21 protein-coding genes are annotated in these 21,718 nt (G+C 64.3%); 9 read left to right on the plus strand and 12 right to left on the minus strand.

The window, feature by feature from the left end:
* The first annotated feature begins 152 nt into the window (after positions 1-152).
* From CO656_RS17325 to CO656_RS17340, 4 genes are read left to right on the plus strand one after another with little or no spacing between them, the layout of a single operon-like run.
* Positions 153-1,001, plus strand: a complete 849-nt coding sequence (locus CO656_RS17325; protein ID WP_097526525.1) for a folate-binding protein YgfZ — start codon at positions 153-155, stop codon at positions 999-1,001.
* Complete coding sequence (locus CO656_RS17330) at positions 998-1,606, plus strand: HD family hydrolase (protein WP_037413790.1); 609 nt, start codon at positions 998-1,000, stop codon at positions 1,604-1,606. The genes CO656_RS17325 and CO656_RS17330 overlap by 4 nt, the downstream gene beginning before the upstream one ends.
* Before the next feature lies 1 nt (position 1,607).
* The gene (locus CO656_RS17335; RefSeq protein WP_037413788.1) at positions 1,608-2,147 is read left to right on the plus strand and encodes a tyrosine phosphatase family protein; all 540 of its coding nucleotides are present in this window, start codon (positions 1,608-1,610) and stop codon (positions 2,145-2,147) included.
* Positions 2,137-3,117: an NAD regulator gene (locus CO656_RS17340; protein ID WP_097526526.1), complete on the plus strand. Its 981-nt coding sequence runs from the start codon at positions 2,137-2,139 to the stop codon at positions 3,115-3,117. Before CO656_RS17335 ends, CO656_RS17340 begins: the two co-directional genes overlap by 11 nt.
* A 3-nt stretch (positions 3,118-3,120) precedes the next feature.
* On the opposite strand, the gene CO656_RS17345 is transcribed toward CO656_RS17340, so the two are convergent.
* From CO656_RS17345 to CO656_RS17380, 8 genes are all read right to left on the minus strand, one after another.
* A complete protein-coding gene (locus CO656_RS17345; protein WP_179864781.1) occupies positions 3,121-3,639 on the minus strand; it encodes a superoxide dismutase family protein in 519 nt (172 codons plus the stop codon).
* A 92-nt stretch (positions 3,640-3,731) separates the two neighbouring features.
* Entirely contained in the window at positions 3,732-4,634 is a 903-nt protein-coding gene (gene nadC, locus CO656_RS17350; RefSeq protein ID WP_097526528.1) for a carboxylating nicotinate-nucleotide diphosphorylase, read from the minus strand.
* A 49-nt stretch (positions 4,635-4,683) separates the two neighbouring features.
* Positions 4,684-6,282: an L-aspartate oxidase gene (locus tag CO656_RS17355; RefSeq protein WP_097526529.1), complete on the minus strand. Its 1,599-nt coding sequence runs from the start codon at positions 6,280-6,282 to the stop codon at positions 4,684-4,686.
* Between the two features lie 45 nt (positions 6,283-6,327).
* On the minus strand, positions 6,328-7,407 hold the full coding sequence (gene nadA / locus CO656_RS17360) for a quinolinate synthase NadA (protein ID WP_097526530.1): 1,080 nt from the start codon (positions 7,405-7,407) through the stop codon (positions 6,328-6,330).
* A gap of 167 nt (positions 7,408-7,574) precedes the next feature.
* Positions 7,575-8,807 carry an MFS transporter gene (locus tag CO656_RS17365; RefSeq protein WP_037413732.1) on the minus strand — a complete coding sequence of 411 codons (1,233 nt, stop codon included), beginning with the start codon at positions 8,805-8,807 and terminating at the stop codon, positions 7,575-7,577.
* A 112-nt stretch (positions 8,808-8,919) separates the two neighbouring features.
* Entirely contained in the window at positions 8,920-9,771 is an 852-nt protein-coding gene (locus tag CO656_RS17370) for an MOSC domain-containing protein (protein WP_097526531.1), read from the minus strand.
* An 81-nt stretch (positions 9,772-9,852) separates the two neighbouring features.
* Positions 9,853-10,509 carry an HD domain-containing protein gene (locus tag CO656_RS17375; protein WP_097526532.1) on the minus strand — a complete coding sequence of 219 codons (657 nt, stop codon included), beginning with the start codon at positions 10,507-10,509 and terminating at the stop codon, positions 9,853-9,855.
* Positions 10,506-13,325 carry a DUF2339 domain-containing protein gene (locus CO656_RS17380; RefSeq protein WP_097526533.1) on the minus strand — a complete coding sequence of 940 codons (2,820 nt, stop codon included), beginning with the start codon at positions 13,323-13,325 and terminating at the stop codon, positions 10,506-10,508. The genes CO656_RS17375 and CO656_RS17380 overlap by 4 nt, the downstream gene beginning before the upstream one ends.
* A 264-nt stretch (positions 13,326-13,589) precedes the next feature.
* Here CO656_RS17380 and CO656_RS17385 point away from each other — a divergent pair, with 264 nt between their 5' ends.
* On the plus strand, positions 13,590-15,590 hold the full coding sequence (locus CO656_RS17385) for a PhoX family phosphatase (RefSeq protein WP_097526534.1): 2,001 nt from the start codon (positions 13,590-13,592) through the stop codon (positions 15,588-15,590).
* A gap of 156 nt (positions 15,591-15,746) precedes the next feature.
* Here CO656_RS17385 and recO read toward each other — a convergent pair whose 3' ends face one another.
* A complete protein-coding gene (gene recO, locus CO656_RS17390) occupies positions 15,747-16,493 on the minus strand; it encodes a DNA repair protein RecO (RefSeq protein WP_179864782.1) in 747 nt (248 codons plus the stop codon).
* A gap of 213 nt (positions 16,494-16,706) precedes the next feature.
* Between recO and CO656_RS17395 the strand changes: the two genes are divergently transcribed.
* Entirely contained in the window at positions 16,707-17,444 is a 738-nt protein-coding gene (locus CO656_RS17395) for a L,D-transpeptidase (RefSeq protein WP_037413720.1), read from the plus strand.
* A 4-nt stretch (positions 17,445-17,448) separates the two neighbouring features.
* On the opposite strand, the gene CO656_RS17400 is transcribed toward CO656_RS17395, so the two are convergent.
* Both CO656_RS17400 and CO656_RS17405 read right to left on the minus strand, forming a co-directional pair.
* A complete protein-coding gene (locus tag CO656_RS17400) occupies positions 17,449-17,811 on the minus strand; it encodes a glyoxalase/bleomycin resistance/dioxygenase family protein (protein ID WP_037413715.1) in 363 nt (120 codons plus the stop codon).
* A gap of 11 nt (positions 17,812-17,822) precedes the next feature.
* A complete protein-coding gene (locus CO656_RS17405; RefSeq protein WP_097526536.1) occupies positions 17,823-18,305 on the minus strand; it encodes an SRPBCC domain-containing protein in 483 nt (160 codons plus the stop codon).
* 51 nt (positions 18,306-18,356) lie between these two features.
* Here CO656_RS17405 and CO656_RS17410 point away from each other — a divergent pair, with 51 nt between their 5' ends.
* The 3 genes from CO656_RS17410 to rkpK all read left to right on the plus strand — a co-directional run bounded on the left by CO656_RS17410 (position 18,357) and on the right by rkpK (position 21,231).
* Positions 18,357-18,689, plus strand: coding sequence for a metalloregulator ArsR/SmtB family transcription factor (locus tag CO656_RS17410; RefSeq protein ID WP_037413707.1), 333 nt, complete (start codon positions 18,357-18,359; stop codon positions 18,687-18,689).
* Between the two features lie 71 nt (positions 18,690-18,760).
* Positions 18,761-19,786, plus strand: a complete 1,026-nt coding sequence (locus CO656_RS17415) for an NAD-dependent epimerase (protein ID WP_097526537.1) — start codon at positions 18,761-18,763, stop codon at positions 19,784-19,786.
* A 131-nt stretch (positions 19,787-19,917) separates the two neighbouring features.
* Positions 19,918-21,231, plus strand: a complete 1,314-nt coding sequence (gene rkpK, locus CO656_RS17420; protein WP_037413704.1) for a UDP-glucose 6-dehydrogenase — start codon at positions 19,918-19,920, stop codon at positions 21,229-21,231.
* A gap of 164 nt (positions 21,232-21,395) precedes the next feature.
* Here the strand turns inward: rkpK and CO656_RS17425 are convergent, their stop codons facing one another.
* Positions 21,396-21,710, minus strand: a complete 315-nt coding sequence (locus tag CO656_RS17425) for a hypothetical protein (RefSeq protein ID WP_097526538.1) — start codon at positions 21,708-21,710, stop codon at positions 21,396-21,398.
* Positions 21,711-21,718: the final 8 nt, after the last annotated feature.

The following is a 21,718-nucleotide window of genomic DNA, read 5'->3' on the forward strand; positions in this document are numbered from 1 at the left end:
ACCGCTTCGCACTTTTCCTCATCCCGCTTTTAAATTCGGACGCGGTATGCGGGCGGAAAACCGCTTCGCACTTTTCCTCATCCCGCTTTGCGCGCTTGCCCTTCAGCAGCGGAAATCCTACCTCTTCGTCAAAGAGAACGGGATTCGAGACCATGCCCAAACTTCGCCTCGAGGATCGCGCGCTGATCAGCGTTTCCGGCAAGGACGCTGAAGCGTTGCTGCAGGGGCTGGTGACGACCGACATCGGCGCACTGGCCGCAGACGAAGTGAGACCGGGGGCGCTGCTGACGCCGCAGGGCAAGATCTTTTTCGACTTCCTGATCTCGCGCGATGAAGGGAGGTTACGGTTGGAAACGTCCCGCGACCAAGCTGACGCGCTGTTGAAGCGGCTGACCCTGTACAAGCTGAGGTCGGCAGTGGAACTCTCTCTCCTCTCACCCTCCCCGGTGACTGTCGTCTTCGGGGAGGCACGGCCCGAGGGCAGCTATCGGGACCACCGGTTCGAGAAGGCAGGCATGTCCGTGTTCCGCCTCTATCGCGAACTCGCCGGAGCAGAGGCGAGCGTCGCCGAATACGACCGGCTGCGGATCGAAGCTGGTATCGCCGTTTCGGAGCGGGACTACCCGCTGCAGGATGCCTTTCCGCATGACGTGCTGATGGATCTGAACGGCGGTCTCTCCTTCCGCAAGGGCTGCTATGTCGGCCAGGAGGTCGTCTCGAGGATGCAGCATCGCGGCACGGCGCGGCGTCGTGTGGTCATCGTTTCCGGCCAAGCCGACCTCCCGCCGACGGGCACCAGCCTTTCGATCGGCGGCCGCCCGATCGGCTTGCTTGGGACCGTCCAGGACAAGGCGGGGCTGGCGATCGTCCGCATCGATAAGGCCGGCGAAGCCATCGCCAAGGGCGATGCCATTCTCGCCGGTGACGTGCCGGTTAGCTTGACATTGCCCGGCTGGACCGGCCTTGCCTTTCCCGCCGAGGCGGACGAGGCGAGCGCATGATGAATGCACGCGCGTGGCAGCGGATGCTTTCCGGCCGGAGGCTCGATCTGCTCGATCCTTCGCCACTCGACGTCGAGCTTTCCGACATTGCCCACGGCCTTGCGCGGGTGGCTCGCTGGAACGGGCAAACGACTGGCGACCACGCCTTTTCCGTCGCCCAGCACAGCCTGATGGTCGAAGACATTTTTCGCCGCACCAACCGTTGCAACGCGGCCGACTGCCTGATGGCGCTTCTTCATGATGCGCCCGAATATGTGATCGGCGACATGATCTCGCCCTTCAAGGCGGTGGTCGGCGGCGGATACAAGGCGGTGGAGAAACGGCTCGAAAGCGCCGTCCATCTGCGCTTCGGCCTGCCTCCGCATACGCCCAAGGAGCTCAAGGAGCGGATCAAGAAGGCCGATCGCGTCGCCGCCTATTTCGAGGCGACCGAACTTGCCGGCTTCTCGCCCGAGGAGGCGCGCAAGTTCTTCGGCCAGCCGCGCGGGGTCACGCGTGAGACGCTGCTGATCACCCCCCTGCCAGCGGTCGATGCGCAACGGCTTTTCGCCGAGCGCTTCACGTTTCTCGAGGCGGAGCGCGCCAAGTTGAGCCAGGAGGCCTGACATGGCAGGCATCATCGTCTCTCCGCTCGGCCGTATCGCCGAAATGGCTGTCCGCCACGGATGCCGCGAAATGCTAAGCCTGGTGGCCAAGGGACAGGATTTTCACCGCCCCGGCATTATCGATCGAGACAAGCATCTGACGATCGGCGTCAACGACATCAGCTTTGCGGGAACGGGCGAACTGATCGCGCCCCAGGAAATGCATGTCGCACAGATTATCGATTTCGCCCGCAAGTGGGACCGCTCGCGGCCGCTGCTGGTCCATTGCTGGATGGGCGTCTCGCGCTCGCCCGCCGCGGCGCTGATCGCGGCGCTCGCCGTCGAGCCGGACCAGGACGACGACGCGCTGGCCCGACGCCTGCGGCTCGCCTCGCCCTTCGCCACGCCGAATGCACGCATCATCGAGATCGGAGACGATGCGCTGTCGCGAAAAGGAAGGCTCATCGCAGCGGTGAGGGCGATCGGCCGCGGCGCGGATGCCGACGGCAATGCTCCCTTCCTGCTATCTCTCCTCCCGGAAAATCGCCGTCATGCGGGCTGAGGGCGTGCCGGACACCGTCGAGATCGGCCTCAACGCGGTGATCGTCGCCGTCGTCCATCGCAGTCCGCGCATTCTCGCGGTGAGCGAAACGGACGGCGACGCACGCGACAGCCTGCCCTTCGGTCCCTTCGATCCAGCCCGCCACCGCACCTTCGAGGCGAGCCTGCGCGACCGCGTCGAAAAGCGAACGGCGCTCAAGCTCGGCTATATCGAGCAGCTCTACACCTTCGGCGACCGCGGTCGCCAGCGCCTGCCGGGCGAAGAAGGCAAGCACATGGTCTCCGTCGGCTATCTGGCGCTGACACGCACCGATGCTGAAAACAACGAGAGACTGGCGGAGGCCGGCGCCCATTGGCGGGACTGGTACGGATACCTGCCCTGGGAAGACTGGCGACAGGGACGACCTCAGCTACTCGACCAGACGATCCTGCCTGCACTCGCCCGCTGGGAGGCCGGACCTGACGGCGACGAGAGATCGGCCGCGGCTGCGCAGCGCCGGTCGCGGGTGCGGCTGGCCTTCGGCCTCGACGATTTCCCATGGGACGAGGAGCGCGTGCTGGAGCGCTACGAACTGCTCTACGAAGCCGGCCTGGTGCGTGAGGCGGAGATCGACGGCCATTGCCGTGGGTCGGAGAAGCCAGCCGCCGGGCTGGCGATGCAGCACGACCATCGCCGCATCGTCGCGACCGCTGTCGCCCGGCTGCGCGGCAAGATCAAATACCGCCCGGTGGTCTTCGAGTTGATGCCGCCGGACTTCACCCTTACCGACCTTCAGGCGACGGTCGAGGCGATCTCCGGCCGGCACCTGCACAAGCAGAATTTCCGCCGGCTGGTCGAGGGGGCGGAACTCGTCGAGCCGACGGGAGGCACCCTTGCCTCCACCGGCGGCCGGCCGGCCGCGCTCTTTCGATTCCGCCGGCAGATTCTCGACGAGCGCCCAGCGCCCGGCCTCAAGGTCGGCGGAAGGTAATTCCTATTTAATGACGGCACAGGCGAGCCGGTCGCCGGCATCTCCTGCCGGCTGGCTACGATTGTCGTCCGAGCGCGCATGGACAACCAGAGCGCGGCCGCGAATCGCCGTCCCCTTGTCGTCGAGGGAGACGAAGCTGTTGAAAATCTGCGCACGCAGCACACCGTCCGCACTCACATATTGGTTGGGCATGTCACCGGCATGCGGCCCGTGTGCGGCAAGAAAGCCGTGCTCGGCGCCCTCGTTTCCGTCGACGAAATGCTTGCCGGCGGATTCGAAACCGTCCGCCACGTCACATCGTCCCATTTCGTGAACGTGGAACGCCACCCATGTATCCTTGGTAAGGCCGCTGACTTCCATCTCGATCAGCACACCCTTGCCGCCGGACGTCAACGTGGCCCGTCCGGTATCCGTGCCATCCTTGCCGACGAATTCCGCCGTCGCTGTCTGCGACGATTGTTGCGCCGAGGCAGCGGCCGCCAGCCCCACCGTAGCGGCGAGCGCGAATATCACCCTGGTCATCATCGATCCTTCCTCGCTGTCGGTTTGAGGGGCAACGCGCGGTTGCCCATCTCGTTCCGCGGCAATTCCGGGAAGCCCGTTGGCCGTCAACGTCAGATCGAAATGTCCAGCCCGATGTCGAGCGTCGGCGCCGCCATGGTGACCTTCGACGTCGAGATGTAATCGACGCCGGTCTCGGCGATTGCCCGGATCGTCTCGATCCTGACATTGCCAGATGCCTCCAGCCGCGTCCGGCTCGGATCGCCGGGATAGGCGGCGGCATCCAGCCGCCAATGTCCGGCATTGAGAGCCACCGCCTCGCGCAGGAGGTCCGGACCCATGTTGTCGAGCAGGATGACGTCGGGCGCGGCCGGCAGTGCCTCGCGCATCTGTGCCAGCCCGTCAACCTCGACCTCGACCTTGACCAGGTGGCCGCAATAGGCGCGGGCCGCGCGGATGGCGCCCGCGACGCCGCCCGAGACGGCGATATGGTTGTCCTTGATCAGCACCGCGTCGTCGAGGCCGTAGCGATGATTGGAGCCGCCGCCCAGGCGAACGGCGTATTTCTCCAGCGCGCGAAGGCCGGGAATGGTCTTGCGGGTGCAGCAGACCTTGGCCGCCGTGTGAGCGATCTCGTCGGCGAACTTCGCCGTGTAGCTGGCAATCCCCGAGAGGTGCATGAGGAAATTGAGCGCGACCCGCTCCGCCGAAAGCACGCCTCGGGCGCGGCCCGAGATCCGGGCGACCGTGGTGCCCGGCGCGACGCGATCGCCGTCCTCAACCAACGCTTCGAAGCGGATCGAAGAATCGACGAGGCGGAAGGCCGTGCGCGCCAGTTCCAGCCCGGCGACGACGCCCGCCTCGCGCACGCTCATATTCGCCGTCGCCGTCAGATCGAGGCCGATTGTCGCCAAAGTGGTGATGTCGCCGGCTCGGCCGAGGTCTTCGAGAAGCGCCGATTTCACCTGCTCCTCGACCAGAAGGGCGGGCAGTTCCGGACGTAGGGCGACGGTCATGATCTTCTTTCCGATTTCGTCGTTGTCTCTGCGGCAATGACAGCCGGCCTCAAGCCGGCTCCGTCTCGGCTGCCTCGGCGGCGAGGCGCTCCGCTTGTGCGAGCGTCAGATAGGTGCGCCGCTGCCATTCCGGGCGTTCGGCCGGGCAATCGGCGCGAAAATGGCCGCCGCGGCTTTCGGCCCGCTGCAGGGCGGCGACCGCGATGAGCTTGGCCGTGGTGATGATATTGGCGAAGCGCAGCCGCGTATTGACCCGCTCCAGCTCGGCGATCTCGCGGATCGCGTGCAGCAGGCTTTCGCGCGTGCGCACCACGCCGACGCACTCGCTCATCAGACCGCGCAGCCGCCTGAAGGGTGGGCTGTCCTCAACGGTCACCGGATCGTCATTCTCGCCGGCATTGTCGCCCCATTCCGTGAGCTTCGGTGCGGGGAGCGTGCCCTTGATGTTTTCGGCAATCCGGGCCGCGAAGACGACCGCCTCGAGCAGGGAGTTGGAGGCAAGCCGATTGGCGCCATGGACGCCGGTCGAGGTCACCTCGCCGGCCGCCCAGAGGCCATCGATCGAGGTGCGGCCCTCCCCATCCGTCAGCACGCCGCCCATGTGGTAATGGACCGCCGGCGCGACTGGGATCGGTTGCGTCACCGGATCGATGCCGGCCGCCATGCAGGAAGCGTAGACGGTCGGGAACAGGTCCGGGAAGTCCCTGCCGACCGCCTTGGTGCAGTCGAGAAAGGCGCCGCGCCCGGCCTTCACTTCGTCAAAGACGCCGCGGGATACGACGTCACGCGGCGCGAGCTCGCCATCCGGATGGATATCGAGCATGAAGCGGCGGCCCTTCGAATTGACGAGGATCGCACCGTCGCCGCGCAGAGCCTCGGTCGCGAGCGGAGCCGGATCCTTGCCGATATTGATAGCGGTGGGGTGGAACTGCACGAATTCCGGATCGGCGATGATGGCGCCTGCCCGTGCCGCCATGCCGACGCCCTGGCCGCAGGCTTCCCAGGGATTGGTGGTGACGGCGTAAAGGTGACCGACGCCGCCGGAGCAAAGCACCACGGCGCGCGCCGGAAAGGATACGCGTGTCTTCGACTGGCCGGCATCCGGCCGCGCCACGACGCCGGAGATGAAGCGGCCCTCGCGCACCAGCTCCTCGACCACATAGCCTTCGATCACGCGGATCGACGGGGTGTTGCGCACCGCGGCGATCAACGCCTCCATGATCGCCTTGCCGGCCATGTCGCCCTTGACGCGCACAATGCGCCGCTCGGAATGCGCAGCCTCGCGCGACAGGATCAGCTTGCCCTCGAGATCCCGGTCGAAGGGCACGCCGTATTCAAGCAGGTCGTGGATGCGCGCCGGGCCTTCGGCGACCATCATCCGTGTCATCTTCTCGTCGACGATGCCGGCGCCGGCGGCGACCGTGTCGGCGACGTGTTTCTCGACGGTGTCGCCCGTGCTCATTGCCGCGGCAATGCCGCCTTGTGCCCAGGCGGAGGAGGCGCCGTGGCCGATCGGCGCGGCGGCAAGAATGGTAACGGGCCGCGGCGCCAGCTTCAGCGCGCAGAAAAGCCCGGCAAGGCCGCCGCCGACGATGACGATGTCATCGATCCCGTTAAAGGACTGCGGGCGGAAATGATCGGTCAGCATGGCTCGGTAACTCCTCCAACGGCCTGCACGGGTGCCCGGGCGCGATTACTGCTTGAGGTTCACCATGCGCTCGACTGCAAGGCGCGCGCGACCGGCGATCGCCGGATCGACCAGAACCTCTTCCGTCATGTTGAGCAGGCTGTCGAGGATCTTCGGCAGCGTGATACGCTTCATGTGCGGACAGAGGTTGCACGGCTTGACGAAATCGACGCCTTCGACTTCCGCCTGGATGTTGGACGCCATCGAGCATTCGGTGACGAGCAGCACGCGCTGTGGCCGCTTGTCCTTGACATAGTTGATCATGCCGGAGGTGGAGCCGGAGAAGTCGCAGACTTCGATCACGTCCGGATGGCACTCCGGATGGCCGATGATCTCGATGCCCGGATTGGCCTCCTTGTAGGCGAGTAGCTCGGCCGCCGTGAAGCGCTCGTGGACCTCGCAATGGCCCTTCCAGGTCAGGATCTTCTTGTTGGTCTGGCGGGCGACGTTCATCGCCAGATATTCGTCCGGAATGCAGAGCACCGTGTCGGACTCGAGGCTTTCGACAACGGCGAGCACGTTGGACGAGGTGCAGCAGATATCGGTCTCCGCCTTCACGTCGGCGGACGTGTTGACATAGGTGACGACCGGTACGCCGGGATAGCGCTGCTTAAGCAGGCGCACATCGGCGCCGGTGATCGATTCGGACAAGGAGCAGCCGGCTTTGGCGTCGGGAATCAGCACGGTCTTTTCCGGATTGAGCAGCTTCGACGTCTCGGCCATGAAGTGGACGCCGCACTGGACGATGATTTCTGCATCGACCTTGGTGGCGTCGCGGGCGAGCTGCAGCGAATCGCCGACAATGTCGGCAACGCAGTGGAAGATGTCCGGCGTCTGGTAGTTGTGCGCCAGGATGACGGCGTTGCGCTCCTTCTTTAGCCGGTTGATCGCATGCACGTAGGGCGCATAGGCGGCCCACTCGAATGCAGGGATGAAATCCTTGACCTTCGCGTAGAGATGCTCGGTCTCGCGGGCGATCGCCGACGTGAAGGCGAGGTCCGGCTTGTCGATGACGCCGAAGCGTGCCGCAGCGCTCACGAACGCCGGCGCAGCAGACGCATTCGTGCGAAGGTCAAGACTGGTCATCGGGCTCTCCTCTCTCGCCGTTTTCCGGCCTGCCAATTATGCTCAATCTGAGCATAATTGGGTCAAAACAAAAGCGGCTGAGCCGCGGCGACTGATTTAGAAAGTTTTGTGACAGATTTCAAGGCATGAATGTCGCGCCCGAGACATCTCGGGCGCGACATTCATATTCAAGCCATGGCTGGACGGGCGACGCCCCTCTCCTCGATCGGCCAATGAACGATGGCCGCGAAGACGCCGAGTGCGACACCAAGCCACCAGACCGGATCATAGGACCCGAAGCGGTCGTAGAGATAGCCGCCCATCCAGACGCCGAGGAATGAGCCGATCTGGTGCGAGAGGAAGACCACGCCGCCCAAAAGGCCAAGGTGGCGCGTGCCGAACATGATCGCCACGAGCGCGTTGGTCGGCGGGACCGTCGACAGCCACAGCAGGCCCATGACTACCGAGAAGATGACGACCGATGTCGGTGACTGAGGCAAAAGCAGGAAGGCCGCAACGGCGACGGAGCGCCCAAGGTAGATCCACACCAGGAAGTAGGGCTTCGAATAGCGCTGGCTGATGAAACCGGCCGACAGCGAACCGATGATATTGAAGAAACCGATCAAAGCGAGGGCGATCACCGCATAGCGCGCATCGATGCCGATGTCGCCGAGATAGGCCGGGAAATGCGCGGTGATGAAGGCGACCTGATAGCCGCAGACGAAGAAGCCGGAGACGAGCAGCAGGTAGCTCCTGTGCCCGAAGGCTTCCTTCAAGGCCTCGCCGACGGTCTGTTTGGAAAGCGCTTCGGCGTGTCGCCCGGACGAGGCATTGCCGCGCAACGGAATGGCGAAGAGCGGTACCAGCAGCATCAGGAAGCCGAGATAGACGAGACTGTCGGACCAGCCATAGGCGGAGATCAGCCCCTGGCTCAGCGGCGCGAAGAGAAACATGCCGGCCGAACCCGCCGCCGTGCCGATGCCGAAGACGAAGGAACGATGATGGGGCGCGACGTTGCGCGCAAAGGCCGACAGCACGATACCGAAGGAACCGGAAGCGACGCCGAGACCGACCAGCACGCCGCCGCCGACATGCAGCCAGATCGGCGCGCTGGCGAAGGCCATGATGAAAAGGCCGCTGGAATAGAGCAGTCCCGAGAGCGCCAGCATGCGCCAGGTGCCGAACTTGTCGGCCAGCGCCCCGAAAAACGGCTGGCCGAGACCCCAGCAGAGGTTCTGGATCGCCATGGCGAGACCGAAGGTCGTCCGGTCCCAGCCGGTGTCGGCGAGCATCGGCAATTGGAAGAAGCCCATGGCCGAGCGCGGACCGAAGGTCAGCATCGCGATGATGGAGCCGGCGGCAATGATCAGCCAAGGCAGGTGGTCGGTTGAACGCGTAGCGGCTGGGGTGGCAGCAGACATGGAAAGCTCCGATTTTTTGAGGGGCCATCCTATGTCGCTCCCCAGTCCGCGCAAAGCCAAATTAATTGACGGGACAATCACAGGAATTGATAGCGGACCGCCTGGCTTCAGCTCAACCGGTGCCGCGAAGTTTCATCGGCCAGCGCTCCGTACGCCGTCGCACGATGCTCGCCTCGTCGCCGATCCTGATAGTTCCCTCGCCCCTTGGCACGGCATTCCAGCCGAAGAGCACCCCCGGCACCCGGCGGTCAGCGGACATGCGCTTTTCCGCCAGCCCTTGAATCGGGTTGCCGCCGATGCGTTCGCCGGTCGTCTGGTCCTGGGTGGTCACGATGCATCGAGCGCAAGGTTTGACGAGATCGAAAGCAATGCCGGCTATCTCCAGGGTCTCCCACAGGTCCTCGGCCCAGGGATCGTCGCAATCGATGAGGATGTTCGTGCGAAAGCGCTCCATGCCGACCGGCTCCTGCCCCTTCTCGACGAGCGTGCGATTGAGGTCTGCGAGCGACCCGGTCGTGGTGATCAGCACCGGAAAGCCGTCGGCAAAGCCGACCGGCGCGGCAGTGCCGGCCCATTCGGCGCCGACGAAGCGTTCGGCCTCTTCGTCCATATGCACGAGCTTCACCGGTCGGCCGAACCAGGCCGACAGCGTTTCGTTCACGTCATCACCGGCAACGGCTGCATTCACGTCGCTCGACCAGACGCGGACATCGAGCCGGCTATCCGGATCGAAGCGCACGGACAGTTGGTTGCCGTTCATCTTCAGGTGCAAGCCGCCTTCGATATGCGTCGCGTCGACCTGGGCAAGCACCTGCAATTCGCGTTGGGTGATGAAATGGCCATCGGGCTCGACCAGCATGAACCGTCGGTCGCCCGCCAGCCCGTCGAGATGGACCGTCACCGCCGTCTGCGGCACGGCGCGACCGCTTTTCAGGGGATGGATATTGAGACCGGTGACTTTCATCGCGTCTTTCCAAGTTCAGAGATCGATTCAGGCGGTTCGCGAGCTGATTCATCGCGCGGCCGCAACTTACTGAAAATCGGTCTAAATTTCATCGAGCAGCATGGCAAGCACGCTGCGAAGCCGGCTTTGCCGCTCCAGGGCAAAGCGACGCCCCGCCGAAGTCTGGAAACCGTCTGCGAGGCGGAAGAGTTTCGTCTCGAAATGGTCGATTGCAAAGGCCTTATCGTCGAGCGGTCTGTCCTCTGCGAGGGGATCGAGTGGATCGTAGAGGCCGCTTCCCATGCGGCCGGCGATGTAGAAGCAGCGGGCGGCGCCGACCATGCCGATCGCGTCAAGCCGATCGGCATCCTGCAGGATTTTCGCCTCGAGCGTCTCGGGCGCGATATCGGCCGAGAAGCTGTGGGTCAGAATGGCATGGGCAACGGCCGAGATTTCCAGCGTGCGCCAGCCGAGGCCGTCGAGAATTTGCCATGCCTTTTCGGCGGCGAGCCGCGATGCGCCAGCCCGCAAAGGTGAGTTCTTCTCGACGGCGACGCAATCGTGCAGCAGGACGGCGGCCGCGAGTTGCCGGCTGTCGCCGCCCTCCTCCGCCTGTATGCGGGCCGCATTCTTCCAGACGCGGATGAGGTGCGCGGCGTCGTGGGACCCATCGTCGCTGGAGAAGGCATGCGGCAGGAGCTCGCCGGCAAGCTCCTCGTGCGGCGCGAAGGCGCCAGCCAAGGCGGCGAGGCGCGTCATGCCCTGCTTGCCCCCTCGCCCATATTGTCGGTCGCAGTCGAAACTGCGGCCGGGGGATCAGCCGCACCGTTGCCGCTGCTGGAAAGTATCCTTTGGTAGAAGAGCCCGATGCCGATCAGCACGCCGCCGAGGCCGATGAAGGAGAGTGCCCGCAGGAAGCCCTCGAGATTCGACATGTCGACGAGAAAGACCTTGAGCACGGCAATGAAGACCAGCACGGCCGAGGCGATGCGGATGCTCTTCGTGTTGAAGCGTGAGCCGACAACGAGCAGCAGAACGCCAAGCACCAGCCAGACCACCGAATAGGTGTAGGTCTCTCCCTGCAGGAAGCCTTTCCAGTCGGCCACGCTTTCGCCCTGCCAGAAGCGGCGCACGCTCAAGGTGGCCCAGGCGAAGGCAAGCACGGCGCCGCTGACGGCAAGCGCCACCACATAGGGCTGCGGACGCCGGTCGCGGGCATACCAGGCAAGGCCGGCATAGCCGATGGCGGGCAGCAGATAGCCGATGAAGAGGAGGTCGAAGAACGGGATTCTGCCGAGCAGCTCGCCGCTGAAATAGGGGTTAAGCCCGACGAGATGCGCCGAGAGCACCGACAGCATCGAGAGCACGCCGAGTACCATCCCGCCGTAGCGGAACACCGGGCTTGGCGATCTGCCGTCGAGCGTCATGAAGATGCCGGAAGCGCCGATCGCAAGCAGCGTGTAGATCGCCTGCTCGCCAAGGCTCGGAACGGAGCTGTCGAGAACGCCGCCATTCATCGCATGGCGCACCAGGATCGCGAGCGTCAGCAGCACGAAGAGACTCGCGAGCGCCTGCAAAAGGTTGCGCAGGCGCAAATCCGCGGAAGCGCGCAGGAAATAGGCGCAGCCGACGAGCAGCAGTGCCGGAATGCCGTAGCCCGGCAGGAGTGCATTGAAGACCGGCGTCGTTCCAAGGCTGCCGGGGCCGACGATGGTCGGCTCCCAGGCGATCCGCGCCAGTACGACGATGCCGGCGGCAACTGTCACCCAGGGCAGGACCGGCCAGGTGCGGAGACGCGTCGCAAAGGTGTAGCCGGCGCCGAGGAACGCGATTGCAAGCGTCGTCACCAGCCCGTCCGTCCACGCATGCAGGCCGATGACGAAGAGTCCGAGGGAACCCAAGGCGAGCAGCCCGATTGCGAGATCGAGTTCGCGTCCCTCGGCGTTGCGGCGGGAGAGCCATTCGACGAGGCCGAGGAGGAACAGGCCGCCCGCAAAGGCGGAAAGCCCATGCGGCAGGTCGAATGCGAAATTGCCGGTCATAAGGAACGACATTCCGATGAGAGTGCCGGGCACGACGGCAGCGATGCCGGCCCAAAGAATGGCAAATTGCCGATGCTCCGCGAGGCGCGAAAGCACCGCCGAGGCGAGCAGCAGGAAGAGCGCCGCGAGCACCATCGCCGTCAGCATGGCAGCCCGCCCCGGAACGACGATCTCCGGCGACGCCAATGTCGGGTCGAGATAGGCAAGGACGCCGCTGAGTGCGGTCAGCGTCCACGTCCCGACGACGGCAGCAAGAGACGCGAGCAACGCCGGATAGGCCGCAGTGGCCCGCAGGGCGCCGATGCCGGCGAGACCCGCGGTGACGACGACGAATTCGGCGATCGGGAATCGCGCCGCCTCGACCGCCGGGCTGATAAAGAGAAGCGCAAGGAGTGCCGCCACGATTGCCGCCGACAGCGAGATCGCCGCATGGGGCGGCGTGAAGAGCGTCTCCCAAGGGCCCCGAGCCGCGGCTGGCGATGCGATTGTTTCCGCCGTTGCACCGCTCGCGCGCTCGACGCCGCCGGGCCAGATCAAACCGACGCCGACGACCATCACCAAGAGCGCGGCGGCGACCGGCGGGGCCTCGAAAGGCGCGGCCAACGCGATATAGGCCAGTCCCCAAAGGCCGAGGCCGGCATTTGCGAGCGTCGGCACGATCGTCCAGCGGCGCAGGCGCGAGGCGGCAAGCGTCGCGAGCCAGGCGACCGAGAGAAACGCGAACAGCACCCACGGCCGCGGCTCGCCGCTGGAGACGAAGAGAGGGGTCAGCAACGACGCAAGCAGACCAAGACCGGCAAGCGCCTGGCCATGCAGCAGCGACAGGCCGACGGTCGCCAGCGAAATCAGCGCCAGCAGCGCGAACGCCGGCGCCGTCCCGATGTAGCCGTAGATGCCATGCGCCGCATAGACGACGCCGAACAGCGTAACGGCGCCGGCTGCGGTCAGCACGCCGGGAATCATCGCATTGCGGAACCGGTCGGAAATCGTCGGCACCGCCCGGCGCCGGATCACTTCACCGGCGGCCCCGAGCACAAGGCCGAAGACCGCAGCGAGCGTGAGCCGGACCGCCGGGCTCAAAAGCCCGGCCTCGATCGAGTACTGCACCAGGAAAAAGCCGCCGAGCGCCAGCGCAAGTCCGCCGACCCAGACAGGCCAGCGTCCGCCGATACGGCTCTCGAGGCTCTCCGCAGACCGCGCGGCTGCGGGTTCGGCAGTCGCTACAACGGGAGACTCGCTGCCCGTCTCGGCGCCCGCCGGGGCACTGCCGAAAATCTGCGCCCCCTCGCGCGCCTGCGACCACGGCCCCTGCACCGCCTCTTCGCCGACCTCTGGCACAGTCGCTGCCTCGGCCTCTGTTGGCGCAGATGCCGCAGGATCGGGCACGACCTCTTCAGGGGCCTGCGTCGCGAGCCGGGCGATCTCAGTCTTCAGACTTTCGATTTCGGCGTCCAGCCGGTCCGCAGTCCTGCGGCCGCCGAGGAAAGCGGCAAGCGCCAAGACAAAGGCAACAAGGGCGATAAACTCAAGCATGGGCCCCCCCCGGCACCACGACGACTCGTGAACGATTCGCACAAGTTAGCCCGGAATGCCAGCGGAGACATGCCGCTTGAACTTTCTCCTTCTTGCAACCGCAGGATTGTGCCGCAGGTCCAACTGTCTCCAGCGGCAGAAGAGCCGCAAACTCTTCATGGTTCTTCACGGTATTGTCGCAGAACTGTCACGAGCTAGCTGGTAGAGCGAGGATGGACGCCGACCACAGGCGGCGCTTCAATCGTTCAAATGGGGAGAATGACCATGGACAAGCATCTCGGCTCGACGGAAGAAACCGAATTCAAGACGCTGACGGAACAGAGGGAGGAGCTGGAAGATATCGGCCAGAACTGTTCCACTAACCCGACCATGGGCGACATCATCAACCGTCGCTTCTCGCGTCGGTCGTTCCTTGGCGGATCCCTTGCGGTTGCCGCCATTTCGACGACGGTCAGCCCGCTTGCGCTGCTTTCGGCCGATGAAGCTCGCGCCGAGAGCGCGTCCCGCTTCGACTTCAAGGAGATCGAGGCCGGCGTCGACGAGAAGCATCACGTCGCTGAAGGCTACGACGCCGACATCCTGTTGCGTTGGGGCGACAAGATCTTCGCTGACAGCCCCGAATTCGATCCGCTCAAGCAGACCGCCGAAGCGCAGGGCCGTCAGTTCGGCTACAACAACGACTATGTTGGCTTCATCCCCCTGGACGGGAGCCCAGACCATGGCCTGCTGGTCGTCAACCATGAATACACCAACGCCGAGATCATGTTCCCGAACTTCGCCCGCGTCGAAAAGGTGACGGAGGACGGCAAGGAGGAGGACAAGGTCGTTCTCGGCGAATACACCAAGGAACTGGTCGACATCGAAATGGCCGCCCATGGCGGCACGGTCGTCGAGATCCGCAAGGTTGACGGCAAGTGGCAGCCGGTTCTCGACGGCAAGTACAACCGCCGCATCACGGCAAATACCGAAATGCAGCTCTCCGGTCCGGTGGCCGGCCATGACCGCGTCAAGACCGTAGCCGACCCGACCGGCAGGAAAGTCTTCGGCACCATCAACAATTGCGCCGGCGGCGTCACCGCCTGGGGCACCTACATGATGGCCGAGGAAAACTTCAACGGCTATTTCGGCGGCGAGCTCGCCGAGGATCATCCGGAATTCAAGCAGCTGAAGCGTCTCGGCGCGCCCGGCAGCCAATATGAGTGGTCGAAGTTCTACGAGCGCTTCGACGTATCGAAGGATCCGAACGAGGCCAACCGCTTCGGCTGGGTCGTCGAGGTCGATCCGCTCGACCCGACCTCGGTGCCGAAGAAGCGCACCGCCGTCGGCCGTTTCAAGCATGAGGGCTGCGAATCGATCGTCAACAAGGATGGCCGCGTCGTTCTCTATAGCGGCGACGACGAGCGTTACGACTATGTCTACAAGTTCGTGACGAAGGGCACCTACAATCCGAACGACCGCGCCGCCAACATGGACCTCTTCGACGAAGGCACGCTCTACGTAGCGAAATTCGACGAGGACGGCACGGTCACCTGGATGCCGATCATCCATGGCGAGGGCCCGCTGACGACCGAGAACGGCTTTGCCTCGCAGGCCGACGTCCTGATCAACACCCGGCTTGCCGCCGATGCGCTCGGCGCCACCAAGATGGACCGGCCGGAAGACATCCAGCCCAACGCGAAGACCGGCAAGGTCTATGCCATGCTGACTAACAACACCAAGCGCAAGGAGGAAGAGGCGGACGCTGCCAATCCGCGCGCCAAGAACGCCTTCGGCCACATTGTCGAGATCTCCGAAACGGATGGCGATTTCGCTTCGACGAAATCCAAATGGGACATCCTGCTGAAATGCGGCGACCCGAGCGTTGCGGAAGTCGGTGCTTCCTTCTCGACGGCGACGACGAAGAACGGCTGGTTCGGCATGCCGGACAATTGCGCGATCGACTCGGACGGCCGCCTGTGGGTATCGACCGACGGCAATAACGAGAAAGAGACGGGCCGCACCGATGGCGTCTGGGCGATCGAAACCGAAGGCGAAGGACGCGGCACATCGAAGCTGTTCTTCCGGGTTCCGGTCGGCGCGGAAATGTGCGGCCCAAGCTTCAACCCGACGAGCGACACCTTCTTCCTCGCCGTTCAGCACCCGGGCGATGCCGGCCTTGCCACTTACGAGAAGCCGGCAACGCGCTGGCCCGACTTCCGCGACGACATGCCGGTGCGCCCGGCAGTGGTCGCCGTGACCAAGCAGGGCGGCGGCAAGATCGCCTGATGCATGCCGCCCGAAAGTGCTCAGCGGTTTCGGGACAACGACATGCATAGAGCAAAGACCTGAAGCGCGTTGCACGGCTCCGTCCAAAGCGACGCGCTCTAAGGCCGAATTGCCGGTTCGGGTGCCGCATTGAAGGTGCGGCACCTGTTTCGCATCTCATGCTGCCGGGGGCGGGACCGGCTTCAGCGCCTTCAGTGTCGCATGGACGAAACCGTCTCGCGCCGAGGAAACGTCGACGCCGCGCGGTTCATAGACGTGGCGATTGAGGAAATAGGCCGTCAGGCGAAAGGCCGCGGCGAGGCTGTCGTAATCGGCCGCGCTGTCCCCTCCCGAGAGGAAATCCGGAAGCGCAAGCATGCGCTCCGCATAGGGTGCGCCGGCCGCACGGCTGACGGCGCGACCCGTTTTCGGCGACACGTAGACAAGTTCGGCCCGGGCGCCGGTCGCAGCACATTCGGAAAGATCGAGGCCGAAGCCGAGATCGTTCAGGACCGCCAGTTCAAAGCGCACGAACAATTCGCCGGCGTCGGCCGGGTCCTCGAGGTGGTCGACGATCACGGCGAGCGCCTCGTAAAGATGGGGATGCGGATCGCGCTCCGGCAGCAGCCGCAGCAGGGCGCCAAGCGCCTGGATGCCGTAGACCGAGGTCGCCGCCTCCATCAGTCTGGCGGCGCGCAGTTCGAGCGGCTCGATGCGGAACTCGCCGAGATGTTCGTCGAGCCTGGCTCGCCAGGTGACTTCCACCGAATTGCCCGGCTGCAGCACCGGCTGCATCGTTCGCGAGCGGCCGGAGCGCACGAGCCCAAGATGCCGCCCATGCGCGGACGTCATGGCCTCGGCGATGACAGAGCTTTCGCCGTGCCGCCGGATGCCGAGAATGATGGCCTGATCGCTCCATTGCATGGAAAAGGCATACACCCGCTGCGGAAAGCGGATCAAGCGAAGATGGCGCGTAAATCGGGCCGCGCCCCTGGGCCACCCAGACCAGCGACCGTCGCCCTTTCCGGGACCTGTTCGCCGCACTACAATTCTATCATTGTCCAGCCGAATCGCGGCCAGCCTTCCTGTACGAAGCGGCTGCCGTCCCCACGGACAACCACCAGGAGTGTTTGGAGTATGTGTGTTTCCCGCCTCGTCCAGCCTCTCACGCTCCTCCTTGTTCTGGCCGCGCTGGCGGGCTGTGCGACGAGTACCGCGCAGCCGCCCCGGCCGCGGGGACCGGATCCCTATTTCACGGCGATGTACGGACCGCAGCCGGACGAGGCGTTCCCCTTGCCTGCCACCGACATAAGCAAGGTCGATCCGCGCTTCCTGCGGCAGCAGGTGCCCTACGTCACCCACGAGCCGCCGGGCACGATCGTCATCGACACGCCGGACCGATACCTCTATCTCGTGCAGGGCGGCGGCATGGCGCTGCGCTACGGGATCGGCGTCGGCAAGGCGGGGCTGGAATTTGCCGGCGAGGCGCGCATCGGCCGCAAGGCCCAATGGCCCCGCTGGATACCGACCTCGGACATGGTCGCCCGCGAGCCGGAACGCTATGGCCCGCTTGCCGACGGCATGGATCCGGGCCCGACCAATCCGCTTGGGCCACGGGCGCTCTATCTCTATCAGGATGGCAAGGACACGCTGTTCCGGATTCACGGCACGACCGAGGCCTGGTCGATCGGCAACGCCGTTTCGAGCGGCTGTATCCGGATGTTCAACCCGGACATCATCGATCTCTATAACCGCGTGCAGGAAGGCACCCGAGTGGTGGTGATCCAGGCGCAGTCGCCGATGGAACCGGCCATGCCGCCGGTCGATGCTCCTCCCATGCAGACGCCCGCCGAAGAGGCACCGCTGGCATTCTGAGACGCTACCAGGCGTCCGGCTCGCGCACGAGATGGACGATATTGGCCGGGTTCATCACCCAGCCGCCGCGAAAGGCTTCGCCCAGATCCTCGACCGCATCGCAGCGCACCGCGCCGTTCGCGACGAGATGGCTCAAGGCCGCTACGTGATCGTCGGTGAACAGTTCCAGCCAGACTTCAGCCTGGCTCAAATGCGGCATCTCGTCGATCCAAAGCCGATTCGGCCCGAGTATGAAGCCCTTGGCCGGCAGTTTCTCGTCGAATGGCGGCAGACCGACGACGTCCCGGTAGAAGGCCAGCACGGCCTCGTATTCATGACTCGGCACCTTCATAGCGATGTTGATGCCGCCCTTCATCTCCACTGACATCACGCGATCCCCTACACCTGCGGCTCGAGCGCCGGCTTGCCGGAGAGCTCGCTGACATAATAGCCCTCTCGGAGGTTGATGCCGTACTCGACCCAGGCCTTCATGCAGGCGAGCATCTGCGACCATCCCTCGCAGTTAAGATACGAGCTCTTCTGCCCCTGCTGGTTTTCGCGCCAGCCGCTTTCGGCAATGGTCACCATGGTGGCTCCGTCCTCGAGCGGCTGGAATCGCATTTCGACTCGCGTCTGGTATGGGGACTCTTCCTTCGCAACCATTGCGCCCCAGCGGAAGACGATCCGTTCATGGGGCTCGACCACCTCCACCTCGACCGGGACTTCACCCCACCAGGTCACCGTGGCGCCGGCGACCAGCGGACCGCTGACGCCGCCGAGCGTCACGAAATAGCGGCTGAGCTTGTCGGGATTGACGACCGCGTCGAAGACCTCCTCGACGGGACGGGCAATGCGCCCGTTCACACGAAATTCGAAAGCCATGACGACCTCCTCTCGATTGTCTTCGGGCATAATATGTTATAAAAATATAACATGTCAATTGATTCGAAGGACGACGCGGTTTTCAAGGCCCTGGCCAATGGCCGGCGCCGTCAGATTCTCGATGCGCTGAAGGAGGCGCCCCGCACGACAGGCATGCTGTGCGAGCGATTTTCCGATCTCGACCGCTGCACCGTGATGCAGCACCTGAAAGTGCTGGAGGAGGCAAATCTCGTTCTGACCAGGCGCGAAGGGCGGGAACGATGGAACCATTTGAATGCCCTGCCAATCCGAGCCATTCACGACCGCTGGATCAGCCAGTATTCCGGCCATGCGATGTCCGTGCTCACGGCCCTGCAGCAGCAACTCGACGGTGAGCCGGAGTGACGGTTTCGTCTTTCCATTGCCCGGCTTTCTTCGTATGAACGATCGAGTTCAAGAAGACCGGGGGCATTTCCGTGCGTTACTTCATTACCGGCACCGCGGGCTTCATCGGCTTTCATGTCGCCAAGCGGCTGATCGACGATGGGCATTTCGTTGTCGGCTTCGACGGCATGACGCCCTATTACGACGTGACGCTCAAGGAGCGCCGTCACGCCATCCTGGAGCGCTCCAACGGCTTCAAGGCCGTAACCGCGATGCTCGAGGACCGCTCCGCGCTCGACCGCGCCGCAGAGCTTGCGGAACCGGAGGTCATCATCCATTTGGCCGCGCAGGCGGGCGTCCGCTACAGCCTTGAAAATCCGAAGGCCTATGTGGACGCCAACCTTCTCGGGTCCTGGAACGTGCTCGAGCTTGCCAGGGCGATCGGCCCGAAGCATTTGATGCTGGCATCGACCTCGTCGATCTATGGCGCCAATGAGAAGATACCCTTTGCCGAGGCCGATCGGACCGACGAGCCGATGACGCTCTATGCGGCGACGAAGAAATCGATGGAGGTGATGGCTCACAGCTACGCCCATCTCTATAAGGTGCCGACCACCGCCTTCCGGTTCTTCACCGTCTATGGTCCCTGGGGCAGGCCCGATATGGCGCTCTTCAAATTCGTCGATGCCATCCTTAACGGCCGGCCGATCGATATCTATGGAGAGGGCCGGATGAGCCGTGACTTCACCTATATCGACGACCTGGTCGAAGGCATCCTGCGGCTTTCCCACGTGGCGCCCTGCGAAGCCAATCGCGTCGGCCCGGAACTGGCGCAGGACACGCTTTCCCGACAGGCGCCGTTTCGCGTCGTCAATGTCGGCGGCGGCCAGCCGGTGGAGCTGATGACCTTCGTCGAGACTGTCGAGAAGGCCGTCGGCAGGCCGGCTATGCGCAACATGCTGCCGATGCAGATGGGCGACGTGCCGCGGACCTACGCCTCACCGGATCTGCTCGAGGCGCTGACCGGCTTCAAGCCGACCATCGACGTCGAGGAAGGCGTCGCTCGTTTCGTCGAGTGGTATGAGCAATATTATCGCCCTGCAGCGGCCCACGCCTGAGGACAACCGAGCGATTCGTCGCCTTGGAAAACGCCCCTGTCATTTGCAGGTCGAAAAACGGTCCTATTTGCCTATCAATGGATGCGTAGCTCCCAAGGCTCGATAAGGACTCAACAACAAAGGAAGAGCGGATGAAGATTACGATGATTGGCGCCGGCTATGTCGGCCTCGTTTCCGGCGTTTGTTTCGCGGATTTCGGCCACGACGTCGTCTGCCTCGACAAGGACGAGAGCAAGATCGCGGCGCTTAAGAAGGGCGAGATCCCGATCTTCGAGCCGGGGCTCGACCATCTGGTCGCCAGCAACGTCGCTGCAGGGCGCCTGCACTTCACCACCGACCTCGCGCCCGCCGTTTCCGGCAGCGACGTCATCTTCATCGCCGTCGGCACGCCGTCGCGCCGCGGCGACGGCCACGCGGACCTCTCCTATGTCCATGCCGCCGCACGCGAGATCGCTGCCAATCTCAATGGCTTTACCGTCGTCGTCACCAAGTCGACCGTCCCGGTCGGCACCGGCGACGAAGTCGAACGCATTATCCGCGAAACCAATCCGGAGGCGGACTTTGCCGTCGTGTCCAATCCGGAGTTCCTGCGTGAGGGCGCGGCGATCGATGATTTCAAGCGGCCCGACCGAATCGTCATCGGCCTTGCGGATGACGACCAGCGCGCCCGCGACGTGATGACCGAAGTCTATCGCCCGCTGTATCTGAACCAGGCACCGCTGGTCTTCACCTCGCGCCGCACCTCGGAACTGATCAAATATGCCGGCAACGCCTTCCTGGCGATGAAGATCACCTTCATCAACGAGATGGCCGACCTTTGCGAAAAGGTGGGCGCCAATGTCCAGGACGTCGCCCGCGGCATTGGGCTCGACGGACGGATCGGCGCCAAGTTCCTGCACGCCGGCCCCGGCTACGGCGGCTCGTGCTTCCCGAAGGACACCCTGGCGCTCGTCAAGACCGCACAGGACCACGACAGTCCGGTACGGCTGGTCGAAACCACCGTCGCGATCAACGACAACCGCAAGCGGGCCATGGGACGCAAGGTGATCACTGCGGTCGGCGGCGACGTGCGCGGCCGCAAGATCGCCGTGCTCGGCCTCACCTTCAAGCCGAACACCGACGACATGCGCGACAGCCCGGCGATCGCCATCGTCCAGACGCTGCAGGATGCGGGCGCCCAGGTCACGGGCTACGATCCGGAGGGTATGGACAACGCGCGCAAGGTCATCGAGGGTCTGGACTATGCGAGCGACCCCTATGATGCGGCGGCGGAAGCGGATGCCCTAGTGATCGTCACCGAGTGGAACGAGTTCCGGGCGCTTGACTTCAAGCGGCTGAAACGGACGATGAGCACGCCGCTGCTCGTCGATCTGCGCAACATCTACCGCAAGGACGAGATCGCCCGGCACGGCTTCACCTATGCCAGCGTCGGCCGGCCGGACTGATCGGCGAAGAGACTGAAACGGGGGCGGGACAAAGATATGCATCTCCTGCTCCCGCTCTTGCGGTCGGTTCTGAAAAGGTGGTTCGGGATTGGGATTTCGCGCGTTGGCGCGCGCGCCATCACGGATGGCGGAAACAAGGTCGGCCGCTGAAAGTTATCTGGCTCCTAGGCCTTCGGGCCAACGGGAATAATCGTCTCCCAGCTCTTGCCGGCCAAGATCACGCAGCTTCGGCCTGACACGTCGGTTATGACCAGGGTCCACGTGCCGTTGTCGGCGGCGTAGAGTTCCATTACTGCCTGCTGATTGACCATTCCGAATGCGGCCTGCTTCTCGGAATATTGCTTGGCGAGGAACTCAATCACCTGCGCGCGTTCGGCGCAATTCACGACGCCCTGCGCGCCTGCTGTCTGGGGATATACGGTTAACGCCGCCGCCAAGAGGACGGCTTGCGGAAAGACGCGGATTGCATTGCATGCCACGATGCACC

It is taken from the genome of Sinorhizobium sp. FG01 (assembly GCF_002531875.1).
Classification (GTDB): domain Bacteria; phylum Pseudomonadota; class Alphaproteobacteria; order Rhizobiales; family Rhizobiaceae; genus Sinorhizobium; species Sinorhizobium fredii_C.